This is a genomic window from Phycisphaeraceae bacterium (assembly GCA_020851465.1).
In the GTDB taxonomy this organism is placed as follows: domain Bacteria; phylum Planctomycetota; class Phycisphaerae; order Phycisphaerales; family Phycisphaeraceae; genus JADZCR01.
On record JADZCR010000008.1, the window covers coordinates 12,858 to 33,302 of the forward strand.

General features: G+C 59.6%; 20 protein-coding genes. 9 read left to right on the top strand and 11 right to left on the bottom strand.

The features are described from left to right. Positions 1-54: 54 nt before the first annotated feature. Complete coding sequence (locus IT444_10515) at positions 55-2,322, bottom strand: autotransporter-associated beta strand repeat-containing protein (protein MCC7193201.1); 2,268 nt, start codon at positions 2,320-2,322, stop codon at positions 55-57. Positions 2,323-2,398: 76 nt separating this feature from the next. Beyond that, on the bottom strand, positions 2,399-3,217 hold the full coding sequence (locus IT444_10520; protein MCC7193202.1) for a GntR family transcriptional regulator: 819 nt from the start codon (positions 3,215-3,217) through the stop codon (positions 2,399-2,401). 369 nt (positions 3,218-3,586) lie between these two features. On the opposite strand from IT444_10520, the gene IT444_10525 reads away from it, so the two are divergent. Continuing rightward, on the top strand, positions 3,587-4,492 hold the full coding sequence (locus IT444_10525) for a LamG domain-containing protein (GenBank protein MCC7193203.1): 906 nt from the start codon (positions 3,587-3,589) through the stop codon (positions 4,490-4,492). 304 nt (positions 4,493-4,796) lie between these two features. On the opposite strand, the gene IT444_10530 is transcribed toward IT444_10525, so the two are convergent. Next, positions 4,797-5,534, bottom strand: a complete 738-nt coding sequence (locus tag IT444_10530) for a hypothetical protein (protein ID MCC7193204.1) — start codon at positions 5,532-5,534, stop codon at positions 4,797-4,799. A 193-nt stretch (positions 5,535-5,727) separates the two neighbouring features. On the opposite strand from IT444_10530, the gene IT444_10535 reads away from it, so the two are divergent. From IT444_10535 to IT444_10560, 6 genes are all read left to right on the top strand, one after another. Further along, positions 5,728-6,933 (top strand): substrate-binding domain-containing protein, encoded by a 1,206-nt coding sequence (locus IT444_10535; protein ID MCC7193205.1) that lies wholly within the window; start codon positions 5,728-5,730, stop codon positions 6,931-6,933. Next, entirely contained in the window at positions 6,851-7,108 is a 258-nt protein-coding gene (locus tag IT444_10540; GenBank protein ID MCC7193206.1) for a tyrosine-type recombinase/integrase, read from the top strand. The genes IT444_10535 and IT444_10540 overlap by 83 nt, the downstream gene beginning before the upstream one ends. A gap of 203 nt (positions 7,109-7,311) precedes the next feature. Beyond that, positions 7,312-7,776, top strand: coding sequence for a DUF3592 domain-containing protein (locus tag IT444_10545; GenBank protein ID MCC7193207.1), 465 nt, complete (start codon positions 7,312-7,314; stop codon positions 7,774-7,776). A gap of 181 nt (positions 7,777-7,957) precedes the next feature. Further along, a complete protein-coding gene (locus tag IT444_10550; protein MCC7193208.1) occupies positions 7,958-8,521 on the top strand; it encodes a peroxiredoxin in 564 nt (187 codons plus the stop codon). 175 nt (positions 8,522-8,696) lie between these two features. Next, on the top strand, positions 8,697-9,029 hold the full coding sequence (locus IT444_10555) for a hypothetical protein (GenBank protein MCC7193209.1): 333 nt from the start codon (positions 8,697-8,699) through the stop codon (positions 9,027-9,029). Then, a complete protein-coding gene (locus tag IT444_10560) occupies positions 8,986-9,948 on the top strand; it encodes a hypothetical protein (GenBank protein ID MCC7193210.1) in 963 nt (320 codons plus the stop codon). The genes IT444_10555 and IT444_10560 overlap by 44 nt, the downstream gene beginning before the upstream one ends. Positions 9,949-10,127: 179 nt before the next feature. Here the strand turns inward: IT444_10560 and IT444_10565 are convergent, their stop codons facing one another. The 8 genes from IT444_10565 to IT444_10600 form a co-directional block, all read right to left on the bottom strand. Beyond that, the gene (locus tag IT444_10565) at positions 10,128-11,144 is read right to left on the bottom strand and encodes a zinc-dependent alcohol dehydrogenase family protein (GenBank protein MCC7193211.1); all 1,017 of its coding nucleotides are present in this window, start codon (positions 11,142-11,144) and stop codon (positions 10,128-10,130) included. A 23-nt stretch (positions 11,145-11,167) separates the two neighbouring features. Next, positions 11,168-11,413 carry a tautomerase family protein gene (locus tag IT444_10570; protein MCC7193212.1) on the bottom strand — a complete coding sequence of 82 codons (246 nt, stop codon included), beginning with the start codon at positions 11,411-11,413 and terminating at the stop codon, positions 11,168-11,170. Positions 11,414-11,443: 30 nt separating this feature from the next. Then, complete coding sequence (locus IT444_10575; protein ID MCC7193213.1) at positions 11,444-12,268, bottom strand: carboxymuconolactone decarboxylase family protein; 825 nt, start codon at positions 12,266-12,268, stop codon at positions 11,444-11,446. A gap of 89 nt (positions 12,269-12,357) precedes the next feature. Then, positions 12,358-13,047: a RibD family protein gene (locus IT444_10580; GenBank protein MCC7193214.1), complete on the bottom strand. Its 690-nt coding sequence runs from the start codon at positions 13,045-13,047 to the stop codon at positions 12,358-12,360. 87 nt (positions 13,048-13,134) lie between these two features. Further along, entirely contained in the window at positions 13,135-14,046 is a 912-nt protein-coding gene (locus IT444_10585; protein MCC7193215.1) for an aldo/keto reductase, read from the bottom strand. 85 nt (positions 14,047-14,131) lie between these two features. Then, on the bottom strand, positions 14,132-15,094 hold the full coding sequence (locus IT444_10590; protein MCC7193216.1) for an aldo/keto reductase: 963 nt from the start codon (positions 15,092-15,094) through the stop codon (positions 14,132-14,134). Positions 15,095-15,235: 141 nt separating this feature from the next. Further along, positions 15,236-15,631, bottom strand: coding sequence for a cupin domain-containing protein (locus tag IT444_10595; GenBank protein ID MCC7193217.1), 396 nt, complete (start codon positions 15,629-15,631; stop codon positions 15,236-15,238). Between the two features lie 532 nt (positions 15,632-16,163). Then, positions 16,164-17,069: a helix-turn-helix transcriptional regulator gene (locus tag IT444_10600; protein MCC7193218.1), complete on the bottom strand. Its 906-nt coding sequence runs from the start codon at positions 17,067-17,069 to the stop codon at positions 16,164-16,166. 151 nt (positions 17,070-17,220) lie between these two features. Between IT444_10600 and IT444_10605 the strand changes: the two genes are divergently transcribed. Together IT444_10605 and IT444_10610 are read left to right on the top strand one after the other, a co-directional pair. Continuing rightward, entirely contained in the window at positions 17,221-18,132 is a 912-nt protein-coding gene (locus IT444_10605) for a hypothetical protein (protein ID MCC7193219.1), read from the top strand. Positions 18,133-18,453: 321 nt separating this feature from the next. Beyond that, a complete protein-coding gene (locus tag IT444_10610; protein MCC7193220.1) occupies positions 18,454-20,364 on the top strand; it encodes a chloride channel protein in 1,911 nt (636 codons plus the stop codon). Positions 20,365-20,445: the final 81 nt, after the last annotated feature.

Below are 20,445 nucleotides of genomic sequence, written 5' to 3' on the forward strand. Positions count from 1 at the left end.
AGTGACGTTAACCTCGCGGCGACGCTTATTCCCTGACGTTAATCCTCGTCACGTTCACTTGCTCGGCAATACCCGCCGCCTGCGCATCATCACCATGCCGCTTAATGCCAGCAGCGCGAGACTCGTCGGTTCGGGCACGTTCTGGAAGTTGTAGAGCACGACATCGTTGCCGCCGGTGATCGAGTTTGAGCCTGAATCACCGAAGTAGCTGATCTTCGCCGTGCCCGAGAACAGCCCGCCGATGCTCACCGTCGCTCCGTCGGCGAGACCGTTAAACGTGCCGCTGATCGCGTCGGTGTTGTCGTTGATGAGAATGAATAGTAGCGAGCTGTCCGGAACGACGCCGATCGAAATCGCAGAGAGCGTGGCATTGTTGAGTGTCACCGTTCCGTTGACCGCGAGCTGGTCGTACGCCCCGAACCCATCGAGTTCGACGACGAACTGCGACAACGTGCCGCCGAAGGAGAAGTTGTTGTCGATCGTCAGCAGCCCTGCGCTGTTGCCCGGTGAAACGATCCCGCCGTTGCTTATTGACGTGCTGCCGAGGATTCTCCCGTTGCCGCCGAGCGTCGCACCACTGGCGACCGTGACCGTACCCGTGCCGGTGGCGCTGCCGCTGGTGTTATTGACCAGCAGCGTGCCCTGCGTGACGGAAGTCGCGCCGTCGTACGTGTTACCGCCGGGGGCGGCGAGGTTAAGCACCGATGTCCCGCTCTTCGTGATACCCCGCGTCTGCGCAGCGTCAGTTACCGTGCCGTTGAGCGTCACAGGAATATATACGCCCCATGCGTAGGTGCCGTCTCGCAGAGTCGTTGTGCCGTTGACAGTCAGACTTCCAGTTCCGCCGAACGAAGGAGTGCGGAAGACGTCCATGGGGTTGGCAATCGTGCGGTTGCCGGTGACGCTCAGTGCTCCATTCGCGAACCGAAGCAGATTCGCGCTGTTACCCAGCGCCGAGTCGTGGGCGATGTTCAGTAAGCCGCCACCGTCCAGCAGCACCACGCCCCCGCCCGAAAGAGTGTAGGTGTTATTACCCGCCAAACTCACCGTGCCTCCGCTGAAACCCGAGCCGCTGCCGATGGTCAGGTCTCCTACCGGGTTACCTGAAAGCGTGTTGGTAAACGTGAGGCTGCTGCCCGTGACGGCACCTAAGCGAATGGTGTCCGCCAACACAATCGGAACGGTAATAACGCCGGCACCCGCCGCAGATGCGGCAAACGTGATCTTTCGCCCGCTGCCACCGGCGGTAATCGTGATGTCTCGGGAGATCGTGTAAGACCCGTGGGTCATCAGGCCCACGATGCCGCCGCCGGTGTTGGTGAACTGGATCGGGTTAGCACTGTTCCCCAGCGGTCCGTCGGTGCTGGGTGCGACATTCCCGACGACATAGGTGTAGCCGTAGTCAAAGTACGTATTGCCCGTGTAGGTATTCACCCCGTTGATGATGGCGACATTGGCCGAGTTGCCGTCGCGACGAAGCGCACCTACGCCGGAAATGACGCCGCTGAACGTCGCCGACCCGCCGGCTTCTGTGTTGAGCGTCGTGGCACGGTCCATCAGGATGTCGCCTGAATAGACGACATTCGACGCACTGTACGTTCCGATCAGCACCGCCCCGGTGCCGTTGTTGGTTACGTGAATGTCGCGTCCCACCGTTGTGCTGCCGTTGTATTGGCTCAGTTTGATCGTGCTCGAACCGCTCGATGTGGTGCCCATCACCACTGCTGACGTGGTGTTGCCCAGCACGCCGTTGCTGCCGCTGGGAGCGTCGCCGTAAATTCGGAGCACGCCTTGGGAGAGGATCGTCTGCCCGGTATAGCTGTTGGCCGTATTGGTCAGTGACAACGTACCCGCGCCGGTCTTGGTGATGTTGAAGCCGCCGCTGACCACCCCGTTTACGACCAGCATGCTGGAGAGGGTTCCCGTGCCGTTGTACCACGTGCCGTTATTGCCCAGCACGACGTCGGAGTTAATCGTGTGATTGCCGCCGCCTGAATTCCGCGTGATGTTGCCGCTCTCAATGGTGAGCGTGTCACCGTCAATGGAAAACGCGCTCGACGCGCCGGCGTTGAATGTCAGGCTGTTGATGTCGCGATTGGCACCCAGTGTCGTCGTGGTGTCCGTGCCCAGCGTGGAGTAGAAAACGATGTCGTCCGTGCCATCGAACGCCGGAGCACTGCTCCAGTTGTTGGCGTTACCCCAGTCGCCGTCGTTGTCCGAACCGTCCCAGGTGAACGTCGCAGCCCCGGCACTCCCGGCGTAACCGGCAAGCAGAATAACCAACAAAGACGAGCGACGAGCGAGTTGCAAGGTCTTTCTCATGGTTTTTCCTCCAAGTTCCAGCCTTTGAAATGATCAAGCACATGAAGACGCCGCAGGCACTCGCCCGCGCAAAGCGTCAGTTATTAGCTCCAGTCAACACGGAAAGAAAATCGGTCTCGTTCAACTCATCCGCCCTATCGCGTTCTATCTGCCCGACCAGCAGCTTCACCGCTGGTGACCAGTCCGCGCCGACGCCTTCCCGCTCGTGCGCATCGAGCAGAGCGAGGTAGTTGACTTTTGCCTGGCGGATGTGGGCTGCCATCGCATCGCGTGCCGTCTGCGCATCGCGCCGTCGAATCGCCACGCTCACGCGCAGGTGTTCGCGTGAGATCAGCGTCAGCTTGCGGATCAGCCCTTCCCAGCCCGCGCCTGCCTGAACGTCAAACTTCCGAGTACGCGTCTGCAGCATGGAATCGATCACCACCCGCGTAATGGCCCGGTTGCCCGATGCTCGAAGGATCATCCAGTGGAACTGGAGATCTGCCTTGAGCGCCCGCATTCCCATCTCGCTGCTCGTCGCGCCTGGCCCTTGCGCCCGCATCTCCGCCGCCACGGCGCGATACTCTCGCTCGTATCGCACTATGGCTTCTATTTGATCCGTATTCGCGTTCTGCGCCGCTAAGGCTGCCGCCTCGCATTCCAAAACCTCACGCAGATGAAAAATCTCGTCGGTTTCTCGATCATTCGGCACGCGAACAAATGCCCCGACCCGCGGCACCTGAACCACCAATCCTTGAGTTTCCAATTGACGCAGCGCATGTCGCACTGGCGTTCGACTCACTCCGATTTCCTTCGTCAACGCCGTCTCCGAAAGCTGGCTCCCGGGTACCAGTTCGCCGGTGAATATCCGGCTTCGAAGGTTGTAGTAGGCAATTTTTTCTAAGCTTACGGCCATAAACCACTCTTCTGGGATTCCAGTATCCAAGCCATAATACCTCAGAAATAGTTTATTGCAACACTAACGTATTCCTAATTTTAGTATTTTTTGCGTGCCTTGCCGTTACCGAACCTTCCTAATTATGTCAGCGTGGGTCACAGGCGGGTACGGAGACGCTTCATTACGCAGCAGAGGGTGACCAAGGTAAGCCGCCAGCACGGAGCCAATGCAGGTTGATCAACGGCTTCTGGACAACCGTGGGCGCCCCCTGCAAAAAATATCCGTTTAAACGAAATTATTCTCTTGCACATTGAATCGAGTTGTGTTATAATGACGGGGTTTGCAGGGATCACAGGTCGTCCACGCCCAGGAGAGGATGAATACCCGATGAAAAAAGTCCCTTTCGCAGCCGTCAGCGGTGTTGTAGCCGGTGCCCTTCTGCTCGCATCGGCGGCGCATGCGTCCGTTTACAGCACCGCCGTGCTGGCGGATAGCCCGACCGTGTACTATGAGATGAACGACAGTACGACCACGGTCACCGATAGCGCCTCGCTCGGCGGCTCGAACAACGGGGTTTACCGCAACGGCGGCACAGCTTTAGTCGGCAGCCCAGGACCCCTTCTGGGCCAGCTCGGCCCCCGCCCGGCGGCGTTTCCGGGCATGGATGCCGCGAACGTAGCGACGAAGTTCGACGGTATCGTCTCCGGTGTCCCTAACACCGCCGCTGACAACGTACTCTTGGCGAACGCGAGCGTCACGATCAGCTCGAATTACAGCGTTGAGTTCTGGTTCAACGGCACCAACCTCAAGTACTCCACGCCCAGCTCCTTGTCGTACATATTCTCGCGCGGCGGCACCGCTACCGCCATCGATGGGATCGGAGTGAATGGAACGCTTTCCGGAATTACCCCGAAGAAATTGTTCTACGCTAATGGCGTGAGTGGCAATTCGTTTGGCCCCGACATCGCAGAGAATACGTGGTATCACCTCGTCTTCGTACGGAGTGGCAACAACCTTTCCTTTTATCTCAACGGCAATTTAGAGGGCACGGCGACTAGCACAGTAAATTTCACAACGGACGACTTCCAGTTCGCCGCCCAGATTGGAATCCCCGTGAGCGGCGCTCCCCACCCTCACAGCTTCAACGGCCACCTCGATGAAATCGCCATCTACGACAGTGTGCTCTCGGCGGCTCAAATCACCGCCCACTACAACGCAGCAATCCCCGAACCGTCCTCCGTCCTGCTGCTGGGATGCAGCGGATTGCTGTTGATCCGACGCCGGCAGCGGTAACTCCTGGGGGGAGTGTGCGGCTCCGGTTCGTCCGCAGCGGTTGTTACAGGCGGTTTTGCGATGAACCGGAGAACAGCGACAGCGGCTCTAACCGGGCACGCCGCCAACAAGCAGCGAGCATCCGTCTCCTATTGAACCGCGGTACCAAACCATTGGAGCAGCTCTTACCCTGCGTGGGAAAGACAGGCACTGCATGGCCGTGGGGCGAACCGATGAGATGACGAGCAGCCGTTCGAGCAGCTTGAACCCCGACCGTGACAATAAAATAAATGCTGGCCCTTGCCTTCGCGCGACACGAACTCAATTACCTGCGCGTGCGTCGTCGCAGTGCCGCGGCGATGCCGATCGAAAGCAACCCTCCGGTTGCTGCCTCCGGCACCGTAGTGGGAGAACCGAATGCCTGCCACTCGCGGAATACGGTTTCGGGGTTCGGGCTGACGGAGGAGGGATCCACGGCCATGACGCTGAACCGCAGCGATTTCATATTGGACACAATCGGCCCGCCTGACGAGCTGAGTTTCGTATGCGTCGAAGCGTTTGAGATTGCGGGATAGGAAGGCCCGAAGCCCTCCTCAACCAAATAATTGTGAAAGATGCCAAGTGAGATGAAAGTGCTTGGCGCGGAGACAGTCGAGTAAAACAATTCATACTTCTGATCAGAGCGGGAGGTCGTCCAGCCTGCAAAGGTGTCAACCTGCACGAGGTCGTATCCTGCGGTATTCAAGGTGGTGTCAAACGTATAGGTGCTCGTCCATATGCCATTGGTATCGAACCCTGTGGCGGGCAGGCTGGTATTCGTTCCGTGTGTGTTATTGGTCAACGCCGCTGTGTTGCTCCCTCCTGCGCCCGTAAACCCGGAGTCCACGCTCGCCATCCCGGATATGAGATTCGTCGTCCCTCCCGGCGCGCTGGCGAGAGGAAACGCCGTCTGCGAGGTATTGCTGGCCTGGTTCGTTTGCACGATCGACGCCGAGGCGAGCGAGGTGCCGAGCACTGTCGTGGCTGCAAGTAACGAGACAATCAGGTGGTTGGAAGCCTTCATTTTCTTTCTTTCTCCTTTGCTACCGAATGCTCCGATCGAGCAACCGATGGATTTCAATCGCCTCTCATTTCGCCACGCGACCGCATGATTCCGTAATCCCCGGCCCTCATAGAAAGAGACGAGGCACAGATTTGTGCGTCAATTATCCCTCAAACGACAATCACGGCCACACTATAATGCGCATAACCATTTTATGAAATACGTCAATCACCCGTTCAAACTCGCCTCTAATCGCACAATAGACCGCCAGATCGGTCTGGCGGTTCCGATCGGCGATTCGAGCTTCCGCGAAGCCGTCGGCGGTATCAGTGCCTTTATTCAACATGCGCCAGGTTGGTCGCTGCGCATAATGGACTATTGGGATGTCGATTGGGCGTGGGTACGCCACAAAGCCGACGGGATGTTGATGTTTCTCACTCGACCGCATCGCGATGAGAGACGGCTTCTCGATATTGGAGTACCGACGGTGCTGGTCATGGCGTCGTGCCCGTCAGTGCTGCCCTCGGTCGGGGTGGATGAGCGGTCGATCGGCGCAGTCGCAGCGGAGCATCTCCTCGCGCGAGGGCTGCGCCGTTTCGCATACCTCAATCTCACCACACACCACGCTGACGCCGATCGGGAACGCGGTTTCACCAGCACGGTTATCAAAGCGGGATTTGAGTGCCGCCTCTACCGCGATGCGCCCCTCTGCCGGCCCAAACAGGAAGCGGCGATCCTTGCGTGGGTACGCTCGCTTCCCAAGCCCGTCGGCGTGATGGCATTCAACGACTTGATGGCCCAAATGCTAATCCGCATCTGTGGCCATGCGGGGATTGATGTGCCGGATCACGTCGCCGTCGTAGGCGTTGATAACTGCCCGATCTACTCGCAGCTCGCACCGCCGTATGTCACGAGCGTCATCGGTCCATTTGAACGGGTCGGCTACGAAGCCGCGGCGATGCTTCAACATCTGATGGATGGCGGAACCGCACCGAATGCGCCGCTGATGCTCCCAGCGGAGAGCGTCGTCGCCAGACAGTCAAGTGATTTTCTTCTCACTGACGACGCCAACCTCGCCGCAGCCGTGCGTTTCATCCGCGACAATGCCCATCTCGGCGTCGGTGTAAAACAACTGCTTCAGGCGGTTCCCATGTCGCGGCGCCGGCTCGAACGGGAGTTTATGAGAAACCTTGGCCGAACACCGCTGCACGAGTTTCATCGCACACGGATTATGCTGGCCAAGGAACTGCTGACGACCACCGAGCGTCCCATGCCTGACATCGCCTCGCGCTGTGGCTTCAGCAGTTCCGCCCGGCTCGCGGTGGTGTTCCGTAAAGTTGTCGGCACAACACCGTCGCGGTTTCGGATGCAAGCCCGGCAGAGCGGAGCGAGCCGCCATCAATCGCGTCGGCTTCACTAAGCCAGCCTCCTGTCACACCTTCGGGCACTCATTCGTAACGCACTTACTCAAGAATGGATACGACATCCGAGCCTTGCAGGAACTCCTGATCCACCACGATGCGAAAATGACGATGATCTACACTTCTGTCGTAAACCGTAGTCCATCAGCCGTGCGCAGCCCAGCCGCGAGCTAGCAAGGGAGCGTGCTATGCTCAGCCATCTGAACATGCTGGCGGGCCAACAGCGGAACATGGGAGTCGTTATCGTTTGATGGCAAATAATATGGATTACGTCTCCGCGTGTGCGGGGACGTTATGCCGGCCCCCAGAGCGTTGCCGGGATGTTAGATGGGGGCGGCTAATTTCTGTTCGGCGGACTTGGAGAGGGAGAAGCGCACATGATCCGGAAGGTCTTGGTTGTGGCGTGGCTCGCATCCACGGTCCCGGTCGTTGGGGCAATTGGATTGCTTCACCAGTCGAATGCGCGGAAGGCCGCATTCTGCGCGGCTGCCACAGGCAGAGCTGAGGGGCAAGTGGTCAAGATCGATCACGAGAATGGAAGGCGTATTCGGCTGGTGCCCGTTCTCACATTCACGACGGCCGAGGGCCGCGCGATCGAGTTCAAGTCCCGGAATCAAGACCTGTTGGCCTACCCGCCGTACAAGTACGCGGTCGGTCAGAAGTGGCCAGTCGTGTACGTTCCCGCCGAGCCGGAACGAGCCGAAATCGACGACTCGAGCCTGCGGCAGCCAGACGGAGATGTTCTGCAAAAGGCAGGCTTCATCTGGTGCGGTGCGATGACAGCGCTTTTCGCGCTTCTTGGAGTCTGGCTGGCACGGCGTCAGAAACCGGCGACACCTTGACGCAGCCGGTCGCAAGGCCGCAGCAACAAGAAAGCTCCGGGCTTCGATGACTCAGAGCAATAGCCAGTTCTAAGACACCCAGCCCGGGCACTGCGGCGAACCCGGCATAATGTCGGAGTTCGCAATCAGTGCATCCGGGTGCCGGGTCGCTGAGTTTGATCGTTGAACGCAGGGAGCTGACATGTCAGCAAATAATGATTTTCCACTACCGGAAGGCTTGCCCGTTCCGGTAGATGACGGTGCTGCCGACCATCTTCCCGGTTTGGAGATGCCGCCATTGGTGTTGCTGAGTACTGACGGCTCCGAGGTGAATCTGGCAGACATTGAGGGTTATTGGGTTCTATACATCTACCCAATGACGGGTCGGCCAGGCGTTGCGCTGCCTGATGGCTGGGACGTCATTCCAGGCGCACGGGGATGTACGCCGCAATCGTGTGGTTTTCGAGACCATTACGCGGAGCTGCAAGCGTTCAATAGCCGTGTCTTTGGATTGAGCACTCAAGACTCCGACTACCAGCGAGAGGCTCGGAACAGACTTCATCTGCCGTTTCACTTGCTGAGTGATTCTGGACTCAAGCTGAAGCATCAGCTCGGGCTGCCCACTTTTCAGGCCGCCGGGATGGAACTGTTCAAGCGATTGACGCTGATTGGCAATCATCGTCGCATAGCAAAGGTGTTCTATCCGGTCTTCCCGCCAAATCAGAACGCCGAGGATGTGCTGGCTTGGTTCAAAGCAAACACATGAAAAAGTCAATGCCTCGCCGACCTCGCCACGACTTCAGGCAAACCACACCGCCTGCTGACAGGTAAACCCCGCGTCCGTGGTCCCCGGTTGATCTTGATGATTTCACGAATCATCTCCAGTAAGCATTCGCAGAACGCTGGAAAACTCCCTTGACAAACGGTTTCGATGGCGGTTGGTGACGCTCGCTCAGGCCGTCCGCAACAGCGGTGCAGACCGCACGTGGGACGAACTATCCCGCCTCCTCCAGAACAACGAGGAGATGTTCGACGCGCACGGACATCGGCGAAATCTGGGGATCTTCACCGAACACCGTGACACACTCAGTTTCCTCGACGGCAGGATCATGATGTCCAAGTACACATGCCCCGATCCGTGGTACGCTGCGCCGCCGTGGCGGGACGGGGCCGTAGGCCGGGGGCCTGTCGGGAGTTCTGAATCATCATGGCTTGTCAGGAGTAACCGCGATGCCCAAAGCCAGGCGTCACGTGTCAGCGTGGTTCAACACTGAGGTTTACGACCAGGGGCTGGAGCTGCTCACGCGGCACGCTGCACTGTTCGACGACATCAGCATCGGGTGGGCTAACTACCAGAAACGCGATCTTCGCAAGGAGCAGGCCATCCTCGATGTCTGCAAAGACGCGAACGTCGGGGCGCTCATCCTGGCAGGCGGTTCCGACCACCCGAATGCGCAGGCCATTGACCTCATCAAGCGGCACCCTGAGCAACTCGTGGACTTCTATCTGCGCGAGACAGACAGGCCGGGCATCACCGGCGTGGACGTGGATTACGAGGGACTCCCCGGCGACATACGGAACGCTTATACCGACTTCATGTGCCTGTTGGCCCAGAGGCTGCACGACGCGGGTAAAGTCGTGAGCATCTGCGCGGGCGCAGTGGACGAGCGGGTTGCGTTGTATCACGCACGCAACGGCGTCGAGCCGTTCATCGACGCCGAACGGGTCGGTGCCGTCGTGGATCAGTTTCGGGTCCTCTGCTACGACATGTATGTTCCCCCGTCCTTGTTCGTAGGCCCGACCGCTACGGTCCCGTGGGTGAGCGACGTGCTGTCCTACACGCTCCAGAAGGTGCCTCGTGACCGCGTCGTCGCCGGGCTGAGCATTCACTCAGTGGACTGGAACCTCACCGCTCCTGAAAAATCGGCCGCGCTGTACGACCAAGGCCGCATCGAAGACCTCGCGCGCCGATCCGTGTGCGGTCTGGGTTACGTGATGTATTACGACGTGTATTACCTGCGATACATCGATGACGACGGATCGACGCATTTGGCGTGGATCAACAACGCTGAAACATTCGCGTACCTGCTCGACCTCGTCAATACGTTCGACATCGGCGGCATCTCGGTGTGGGAACTCCTCGGCGGCGACCCCGCGGTGTGGCGGGCGATCCACGATAAGTTCGCTGTTTGATAGCCGGAGGCACAGTCTTCGATTCTGTTTTATTCATGCTTAATTATTTTTCTTCCCCGCCAGCAACTTTCCCTAAAATTCCCGCACGCTCTGGTAGCCCACGCCGCCGCCGGCCTCTTCGGCTACTGCGATTACACGCAAGAACAAAAATAAAAACGACTAGCCATTTCACCAGCACCTCAGGGCTGGAGTAAGGCTTTGATAGCTCTTCGCTCATCCATCGCTCGGTAGCCCTCAGCCACCTGATTCAGCGGCAATCTCAGGTCAAAAACTTTTCCGGGGTTTATAGTGCGGCTCAGCACCAGATCGATGAGCTTTGGCAGGTATCGCCGCACGGGTGCGGGACCGCCATGCAGGTGAACATGGGAGTAGAAAAGGTCTTGGCCGTCGAGTTTCATTTCATGCGGCACTCCGACAAAGGAAGTGTACCCACCGGGCCGCGTGCAACGGATCGCCTGCATCATCGCCTGCTGCGTACCGACGCACTCCAGAACCGAATCCGCGCCAACACCTTTGGTCATGTCTTTGATGACGGCCACGCCCTCGTCGTCACGTTGGGTCACGATGTCGGTCGCGCCATACTCGCGGGCGAGGGTCTGGCGCTTTGCATGGCGGCTCATCGCGATGATGCGCTCGGCACCCATTTGCTTGGCCGAGAGAACACCGAGCAACCCGACCGCACCGTCGCCGACGACCACGACGGTCGATCCCGGCTTGACGTTCGCAGCGTCGGCGGCGAACCAGCCCGTACCCAGCACGTCGGACGTCGCCAGCAGGCTCGGAATCAGATCTTCAGACGGCGTGTCTTCGGTCGGCACGAGTGTGCCATCCGCATGCGGGACGCGCAGAAAGGGCGCCTGCGCCCGCGTCATGAACTCTCGCTGCATGCAAGATGATTGGTAGCCGTGCTTGCAATGCGGGCAGGTGTTATCCGAGGTGGCAAATGAGCCGACGACGAACTGGCCGGGCTTCACGTTCTTCACCGCATTGCCGACTTCCTCGACGAAGCCGCAGTATTCGTGTCCCATCGGCTGCGGACCGCTGATCGGCTGTATTCCGCGGTAGGGCCACAGGTCTGAGCCACACACGCACGTCGCAGCCATACGGATGACCGCGTCCGTCGGCTTTTCGATCCTAGGCATCTCGCGATCTTCGAAGCGGACGTCGCGCGGGCCGTACAGGATTGCTCCTCGCATGATTCATCTCCTCGCTGTGATTCTCATGATGACGGCAAATCGGACAAGTCGTAACCCGGTTTCTTGTACATCTGCTCCGGCTTGCCCACGATGTCGGGCTTGTAGACCTTCTCTGCCCAGTCCCGCGCGTCGACCTCCTCCATCACGACCGAGACGGACTCCTCGCCGTAGCCCAGTACGTCCGTGACGGCTTGGGTGATTCGCTCGGCGAGTCGGGCTTTCTGTTGCTCGGATTTACCGGGCCAGAGTTTGACGATGACGTGCGGCATGATTTCCTCCTCGATATCGGGCTTCTGCCTCTATTTGGGACGCTTCTCGAAAACATCCTTCATGACCGGGAGAGCGGACATGGCGTTCGGCCAGCCAGCGTGAAAAGCCAAGTGTGTGATGACTTCCGCCGCCTGCGCCTGCGTCAGGCCGTTGTCCATCGCCTTGTTGAGGTGAAAGGGCATCTGAGCGACATGGCCGGACGCGACCAGCGCGCTGACTGTGACAAGGCTCCGATCCCGCGGCGCGAGGCCGGGACGCAGCCACAGGTCGTGGAACAGGATGTCGGTCGTGTACTGCACGAGCCCTGGGGCCACAGCCCCGAATTGTTGCTCGACGGTCGCCGCACGCTTCGCCTCGGCGGCCTTGTCGAGGGGGAGAAGGTCGGGCAAAGCCGCAGGCAGCTGATCAGCCCCGATCTTGCGGTGGGCGAAGACGTCCTTCGCGACGGCCGCGGCCGACATGGCGTTCCCCCACCCGGAGTAGAACGCGAGGTGCGTGATGATCTCGGAGACCTCTCCCGGCTTGACGCCACTGTCGAGCGCCAGGTCGAGGTAATAGGGCATCTCGACAGTTTGGTTCCGGGCGACGAGCGCCGCGAGCGTCACGATGCCCCGGTCTCGCGGGGACAAACCGGAACGCTTCCACAGGCCGCCGCGGACGGTGTCTTGCGTGTATCGATCGAGGGCTGGAGAAACCATGCTTATCTCCTTCGTGGTAATGGTCGGGTAGCGAATGTCGTGTTTCGGCACGGCATCGGCCTTTTCCGGCGCGCGCCATGCCGAGGCGACCGGGTAAAGCAATGCCCCCAACGAGAGTACGGAGATCGCGAGGGACGTAGCGACGAGTCGTTTCATGCGATCACCTCCGAGCCCGGATATCATCCCGTTGCACTTCAGTCACTGTGCGAGTCGATCCTCACCGCCATGTCCATTCAAACCCACTCTCACCGCACGGTGTACCGGAGCCACACGGCTCCGCCGTCCAGTACACGGTGACTGGCCAGCGTGATCGACGTGACCTTCGCCTGCCTGCTGCCGTCCGCTTCACTCGACTGAAAGACGCACGGTGCCCCTTCGACGCCATCAATGGCGGGAAAGAGAATCAGGCTGATTTCGTCGATCAACCCGTCGCGCAGGAACGCACCATTGGTCACGCCCCCGCCCTGGAGCAGGAGACGCTTGACCCCGAGTTCCCGAGCGAGGCTGTCTAAGGCGCGCGGGAGGTCGAGTTGCGACTCTCCGGCAAACAGGTACGACACTCCGTCTGTGCGGAGGCCCGCCAGATGCGTATCGGGCACCTGTTCGGTCAGAACGACCACGATGTGGTCGCCTTCGACGTCCGACCTTCCCCAGGCGATTTTTCCATGGGGATCAAGCACGACGCCGTATGCCTTCGCATCACGCTGGGCAAACCACGGCTCTCGCGAAAAATGCTCTTCCGAATGAGCCGGGTACGATTTGCCCTTGGCGTACTCCTGACCGGTGGTGCGGCCGACGATCCAGGCATCGACCGCGAGTTCCTGGTAGACGCGCTCGAAGAGACCTTCGGCGACCACACCCTCGGGACGCCAACGGTTGAGCAGGGTACGGCCGTCGATACTGGCAGCCATGTGACAGATGACGTAGGGCTTCATGAGACCTCCCCGCTCGTGAAGATCCGTCGAATTGCGCTCAGGCTCATCATCTTCTCGTCGCTCCTTCCATTACTTCGCCGTGACGGCTCATCGCCGCACCGTTGGAGTTGGGTTCGAGGCGGACGGAATCCAGTCGAAGGTATCGGGGTTCGGCCCGCGTCGGCCGGCCTCGCCCTTGTTGAGCGCATCGATGGCTGCAAGATCCTCGGGCGCGAGCGTGAAGTCGAAGACCGCGATATTCTGCTCCATGCGCGCGGGCGTCGCGGTCTTCGGGATCACGATGCGACCCTGCTGCGTGTGCCAGCGCAGCACGATCTCGGCTGCGGATCGGTCGTGCTTGCGGGCGATCGCGCCAAGCGTGGTATCGCCCAGCACCTTGGCCTGTCCCAGCGGGCTCCACGCCTCGACCGCGATGCTGTGTCTGGCGCATGCAGTGAAGATCTCTCGCCGTCCGAAGTAAGGGTGAACCTCGATCTGGTTCACGGAGGGCACACGTCCCGTCTCACCGATGATGCGTTGCAGGTGGTTGGGTTGGAAGTTCGACACACCAGCCGACCGTAACAACCCCTCATCGACGAGACGGGTGATGGCACGCCACGTGGAAACGTAGTCCCCGTCATACAAGGTCGGGAGCGGCCAGTGCATGAGGAACAGGTCCAGTTGCTCGACGCCGAGGTCTGCGAGACTTTGATCGAAGGAGCGTCGCACGTCGTCGGGTCGGTGGTTGCCGTTGCCGAGCTTGGTGGTGAGAAAAAATTCCGCTCGCGGGATCCCCGACCTGGCGATGCCCAGCCCGACGCCCTTCTCGTTCACGTACATCTGGGCCGTGTCGAAGTGCCGGTAGCCGGCGGCAATCGCGGCTTCGACGCCCTTCGCAGTGACCTCGTGGCTCTCCGGGCTATTGTCACGAACATTCGACAGGTTCATGGTGCCGAACCCCATCTGCGGGATCGTGACACCGTCGTTCAGGGTGATCTTCGGAATGGTGTGCGTTGTCATGGCTGTTCTCCTCATCAGTCATCGATCGTGATCGGGTGCGAGTTCTAGTCGAACGTCTCCGGCTCGCCGTCGAGTACTTTTCCCATCACAGTCCGTCGCGCTTCCGGATCAGTTCCTTAAACGCCGGGATGTCGAATTTGTCCGGGTCGGGTCCGCCGCGAAGATTCCGATTCACACCGTCGATCGCGGCCATTTCCTCTGCGGCCAGTTCGAATGTGAAGATGTCGATGTTTTTCAGCAGTCGCTCGTAGTGCTGGGACTTGGGGATGACGATAAGCCCGTGCTGGTTGTGCCAGCGGAGGATGATCTGCGCGGTGGTCTTCTTGTACTTCTGGGCCAGGTTGACGAGCACCCGATCTTGAAGCACATCGACGATATTGGTCGGATCCTTCGGAATAATACGGAAGCAGCCGCCAATCGGTGACCAGCTTTCCGTCTTGATGCCGTGTTGATCGTGAAACTCGCGCATGTCATTCTGTGTAAGGTACGGGTGGAGTTCGATCTGGTTAAGCACCGGCACGACCTGCGTCTGGTCCATCAGCGTCTTCAGGTGATCCGCTTTGAAGTTGGACACACCAATCGCGCGGACCCGCTTGTCGGTGTAGAGCTTCTCAAGTGCCTTGTATGCGGCGATCGTCTTCTTGAAGTCGGTCGGGACCGGCCAGTGCAGAATGTAGAGGTCGATCTGGTCGAGTCCGAGCTTTTTCGCGCTCAGATCGAAGGCACGGAGCGCCTCGTCGTACCCAAAGTCCTCAATCCAGAGCTTCGTGGTGACGAACAGTTCGGACCGGGGCACACCGCTACGGGCGATGCCTTCGCCGACCTCCTTCTCGTTTCCGTAGTTCTTGGCTGTGTCGATCAGCCGGTAGCCGTTGGTCAGGGCGAAGTGGACGACATCGGCCGCCTGAATGGTGGGCAGCGCAAAGGTGCCTACGCCGAAGACCGGCATCTGCACTCCGTTGTTGAGTTTTGTGAGCGGACTCTTGGCGGCGACGGGTTTATTCGCCTCGTTCGAGGTGGGTTGAGCAGCCGCCCAGCCGGGAATCATCGTCCCCAACAGCGGTGCCACCGTGAGGCCCGCACCAGCGATCAGTATTTCACGACGACTGATATCCAACGAAGCATCCGAACGATCCGAGTCATTGCGGCGATTGTCCATCTCGGTTTTCCTTTCATAACGGGTGGTGCATTACTTGCGGTACTGTTTATCAGTGACCTTTTCCATCCATTCAACGTTCTTTCCGTCGAGCTTCTCGGCGATGGCGATGTGCGTCATCGCCGTCGTCGGTGATGCTCCGTGCCAGTGCTTGACGTTGGGAGGAAACCACACGATGTCGCCAGATTGGATCTCCTCGACGGGGCCACCCTCAACCTGTGCCCAGCCGAGGCCGACGGTGACGAGGAGCGTCTGGCCAAGCGGATGCGTGTGCCACGCCGTGCGCGCCCCAGGCTCGAACGTGACTGTCGCACCGCTAACGCGGGCCGCATCGGTGCCCTCAAACCGGGAGTCGATGCGAACGGTGCCCGTGAAGTACTCGGCCGGACCCTTGCTGGACGGCTGCGAACCGTTTCTCGTGATCTTCATGTGCTGCTCCTGTCGGTTGATCGGACGACCCTCAGCCTGTGCGTAGCTCATCGCCGGAGCGGCGAGCACGGCGAGGCTGGCGACCTTGAGGAAATTGCGGCGGCCCATCTCGGCTGGATCATTTCTGCTGATGCCCATTGCTCGCCTCCTTCCCTTCTTCCCGTGCGTCCGGAAGGATGCAAGCGGCGATGACTCTCGAAGACCTCTTGGGAGTCAAAAGTGCCGACACGGCATCCCGCGATTCAAACTCCTCCATCACGGCGAATGGTTGGGCATTGTGACATGGTATCACGATGCACTATCGAGAATCGACCCTATGCACTGGGCGAGCTTTGATTTTGATCGCAGCTATATCCTGACGCAGAATGCGACCTCGGCGGACTGATGATCTTCAATCATCGGCGGTCACGGGTATAACTCAGCTCGCCCCATCCCTCGCAAGTGAACGTAAAGCGAAAACGCAGTTCAACACACCGCACAAGCGGCTGCGCTGAATAAATGCGATTATTTGACGAGTTCCCGCCTATTCTGCTTATTCCGACACGCGATGAGCATCCGCCGATGGCTCGCCGCTCTTGCGAAAGACAACGGGCGTCACGCCGACACGATGCTTGAACTGTCGCGAGAAGAAATGCACATTCTGGTAACCAAGAGCTTCGGCGATCTGACTGATCGTCAGCGGTGAGCCGCGGAGCAGATTGCACGCGCGATCAATTCGTCGGCGGATGAAAAACTCGTTGGGTGGAAGACCGGTCACCTTTTGAAATACACGGGTGAAATGTCCCCGGCTAAAGCCGTGCTGCCGCGCGATCTGCGTGACGGACGGGAACGATTCAGGGCTGACCGTGCGCTCATCGAGGATGTTCTTGATCAAGTAAAACTGGTGCTGCGCCAAGCCGGACTCGGCGGTAATCGGGGCGGTGTCGGTGGCAGCGTCGAGGTCCATCAGCAATGCTGTGAGCAAAGCGGTGGCGACCTGACGAACAGGTCCGTCGCGGACGATCCACGCTTCGCTCAGGCCAGCACCCATCAGCAGCTCAATAATGCGCGAGGTGATCTGCTCCACCATCGAGGCACTGGGCAGCTTGACAAGCTCGCCCGGCTGATTGTGGTCGCACGACCGAACCGAACCATCGGGTTCAATCAGGTCGAACTGGATCAGGTTCATCCCCAAAGGGTCTTTGGGGTCTTGCGTCGTCTGGTACGACCATCCGGGAGTGAGCCAGACGCAGGAACCTGGTTGCAGGTCCTGCCATCCGGCGCGGAGTTTCATCCTGCCCCGACCAGCCCAGAAGTACCAGAGGCTCTGGGCGCGGAGAGTGGCGTTAACGGATCTGACGCGGTGGTCCCACCAGGGATCAATCGATACACCATGCCGCCAGCGGAGGCGGACCGTGCTGCGGAGATGAACGCGAACTTGAGACCAGTCGATCTGCATAGGTCAGGTTACAAAAGTGCAAAAATATATTCTTCCGGTGCATGGCATCAGACGGACTCCGGTGTCAGAATTCATGTTGTCGGCTAGAGAGGGCTATTTTACCGGCAAAGTTACTAATCGTAACACGAGGTCAAAAATGCGAGGTTTAGAGATGAGAAAGGGATTATCTCCGTTTATCGCTGTCCTGATCGCGTTATTGTCGGGACATGCCGCCCAAGCCGGTCCGGTAACAAGCGGACTGGAGCTGTGGCTTAAGTCGGATACAGGAGTGACCACGGATATCAACGGTCGGGTCTCGCAATGGGATGATCAGGCGATAGCTGTGGTGCAGAACGCCACGCAGGGCACGGCATCACAGCGACCGCTTTTGACGACGGCAAACATCGGCATTCTGAGCAACCACCCGGTGCTGTTCTTCGACGGCTTCGGTAACCCGACGCAGTCGAACCGGGACTTCCTCAGCTTCACGCTCGCCAACGCGAACACGTATTCGGGCATGACGATTTTCTTCGTCGCGCAGGGAACGCATGACCCGCTGCGTTCGCCGGAAAACGCCGCGGTGCAGTTCGTGGTCGCCAGCGGTGGTTCATCAGGATCGCCAAGTCCGGGCATCCGATGGGCATTCGGTCTGGGTCAGCTTGAGCCGACCGCACCGGCAGCACTGGGCTGGGCTGGCTCAGGCGGCTCGCCGCACCTGGGCACCGGCGTGAATCTCGACGCGAACGAACTCTACATCACCTCATACGTCAAGACGAAAGGCGGCGGCTCCGGCTGGTCAATGGAAGTCAACGGTGCAGCGGTCACGTCCGTTGCGGACACCACTTTCCCCACCGGCAACTTCAATGGCATCATCGGTGCCGAGAGCACCGTGCTCGACTACGCCTTCACCGGCTACATCGCCGAGATCCTTATCTACAACCGCGCACTCTCCGCGACCGAGGTGGACAACGTGTACGACTACCTTGATAGCAGATACTTCACGCCGGAACCCGCATCGGCCGCACTGCTGGTACTGATGACGCTGAGCTGCTCAGGTCGCCGAACGTGGCGTCGGCTGCGGTAAGTACCTCGGCCTACTCACGCGCAACAATGTCCGCACCTTGCCAGGTACTCGCTCCTCTTTTCGACTTGCGTCAATCCTATTGACCATCTGAATCGCAATACCTCTGGAACCGGATTCCGCAGGTATTGCTATCATTCAAACTTCGATTGCAGGCACAACATTTTCCGGTGCTGCGTGAGGAGACCCACGCATTCCGCGACCGGATCGTAATGCCTTGATCCTGCCTCTTTCCCCTCCGGGAGATGAAAGCACGATCACGCAAGGATCAAACGTAATCCGTATAAATTTAGCGAACCCGAATTTCGTTCAATCCGTCCGCACATGAAAGAAGACATCCTCCACGAGATGCGCAAGATGCCTGCGGTCTGGCGACTGTACGTGCTGCAACGGCTGGCGCACTGGGGCATTCGTGAAGAGACGCTGTTGATCGGTTTGTCGGTGGTGATCGGACTGGCGGCGGGCGGAGCGGTCTGGGTTTTCGAGCGGACGCTCAAACTCATCGAGCACTACTACTTTTACAAACTCAGCCAAGGTCTGGGGATTACCTCCGGTCGGCTGTATCTCTTACCGCTGCTCCCCGCTGTCGGCGGATTGGCCGTCGTGATGGTGCGCTATATCTTCCACACCGAACACAGCCGACTGCACGGCGTATCGGGCATTATCTTTGCCCTGATCCGCAAGGCGGCCCGCCTTCGTCGAACGCTCGGTCTGGAAACTCTGCTGACCAGCACGCTGACCATCGGCACCGGCGGATCGGCTGGACCCGAAGCTCCGATCGCTGTCATCGGAGCGTCCGTTGGCTCGATCATCGGATCGACCGCCGGGATCTCTCGTCGGAATCTGCCTACCCTTATCGGCTGCGGTGCCGCGGCTGGGATCAGCGCCATTTTCTTCGCTCCCATCGCCGGCGTCCTTTTCGCCATGGAGGTTTTACTCCGCGACTTCTCCGTCCGCACTTTCACTCCCGTTGTTGTCAGTTCCGTCGTTGCCACCGTCATGTATCAGACGATCACCGCTTCCGGCGGAGGCGGACTTTTCGCCATACCCGCAGGTAGTGCCGCTTACCATTTCACCTTCGGCGAGATGCCCTATTACCTTTTTCTGGGCGCGGTCTGCGGCATCCTGGCGGTGATGTTCACGCGAGGGACTGCCGTCGTCGAACACCTATCGGATCGTCTGGCGCAACGTCTCCCCCGCCGCTATCACCCTGCTCTAGGTGCCGGACTTTCTGGGCTTTGCGGTGTAGCGGTGATTCTCCTGTTCCGTCACGACGGCTACCTGGGAGGTCCAGCTGGGCGGTTCGCCCTCGACAGCTACGTGCCTATTTTCGCCGGCGGATACCCCACGATCCTCCGCTCCCTCGAACCTGCCTGGTACACCGGCATGAACACTCCCGCCGGACAATTTGCTGTGCTCACGCTGGCTTTGCTGGCGGTGCTGAGCATCCTCAAAATTGTCGCCACCTCGTTGACTCTCGGCAGCGGCGGATCAGGCGGAGTGTTTGCTCCGTCGCTCTTCATCGGTGCCACCGGCGGAGGAGCGGTCGGTATCGTGCTTCACCATTTCTTCCCCGCCATCGAACCAAGCTCCTACGCACTGGTTGGTATGGGGGCCGTCCTCGCCGCCGCTATTCAGGCGCCGCTCATGGCGATCATCCTCCTCTTTGAGCTGACGCGGAACTATCAGGTCATGCTCCCTGCCATGCTCAGCGTCGTCACTGCGACTCTCATCCAACAACTGCTCGTCAAGGAGAGCATCTACACTCTCCCCTTGCGAGCCGAGGGTATCGGGCTGGGATCACCCACGGGCATCAGCGCGCTTCGCCGCATCAGTGTCGAGGACGTTCCGCTCCGCCCTGCCGAAACGATCGATCCCTGCGAACCCGCTGCCAATCTCATCCGTCACGGCACTCCCCGTGCTTCCTCCGACATGGTCATCATTGATCGTCGCGGTAAGTACCTCGGCCTGCTCACTCTCGACGATGTTCGCACCATGATGCTCGCCCCGGACTCTGTTTCGCTTCTGCTGGCGGGTGACCTGGTGCGATCCGATGTGCCGCCGCTCGTTACTACCGACACACTCGACAGGGCATTCGAGGCGTTTTCCCGTCTGGAGGTGGACTATCTGCCGGTCTTCGCGCCCACTGCCAGCGACACCGGACATCGCGAGCTGATGGGTCTCCTCTCCCGTGCGGACCTCATGCGCCGCTACCACCTCGAACTGACCGGCTGACGGCGGCTGCCCTGTACCTTCATCCTTCCTTCAACCGTTGGGCGGCCTGCCGCGATGTATCCGTTATCGCTCGCTAGGGTT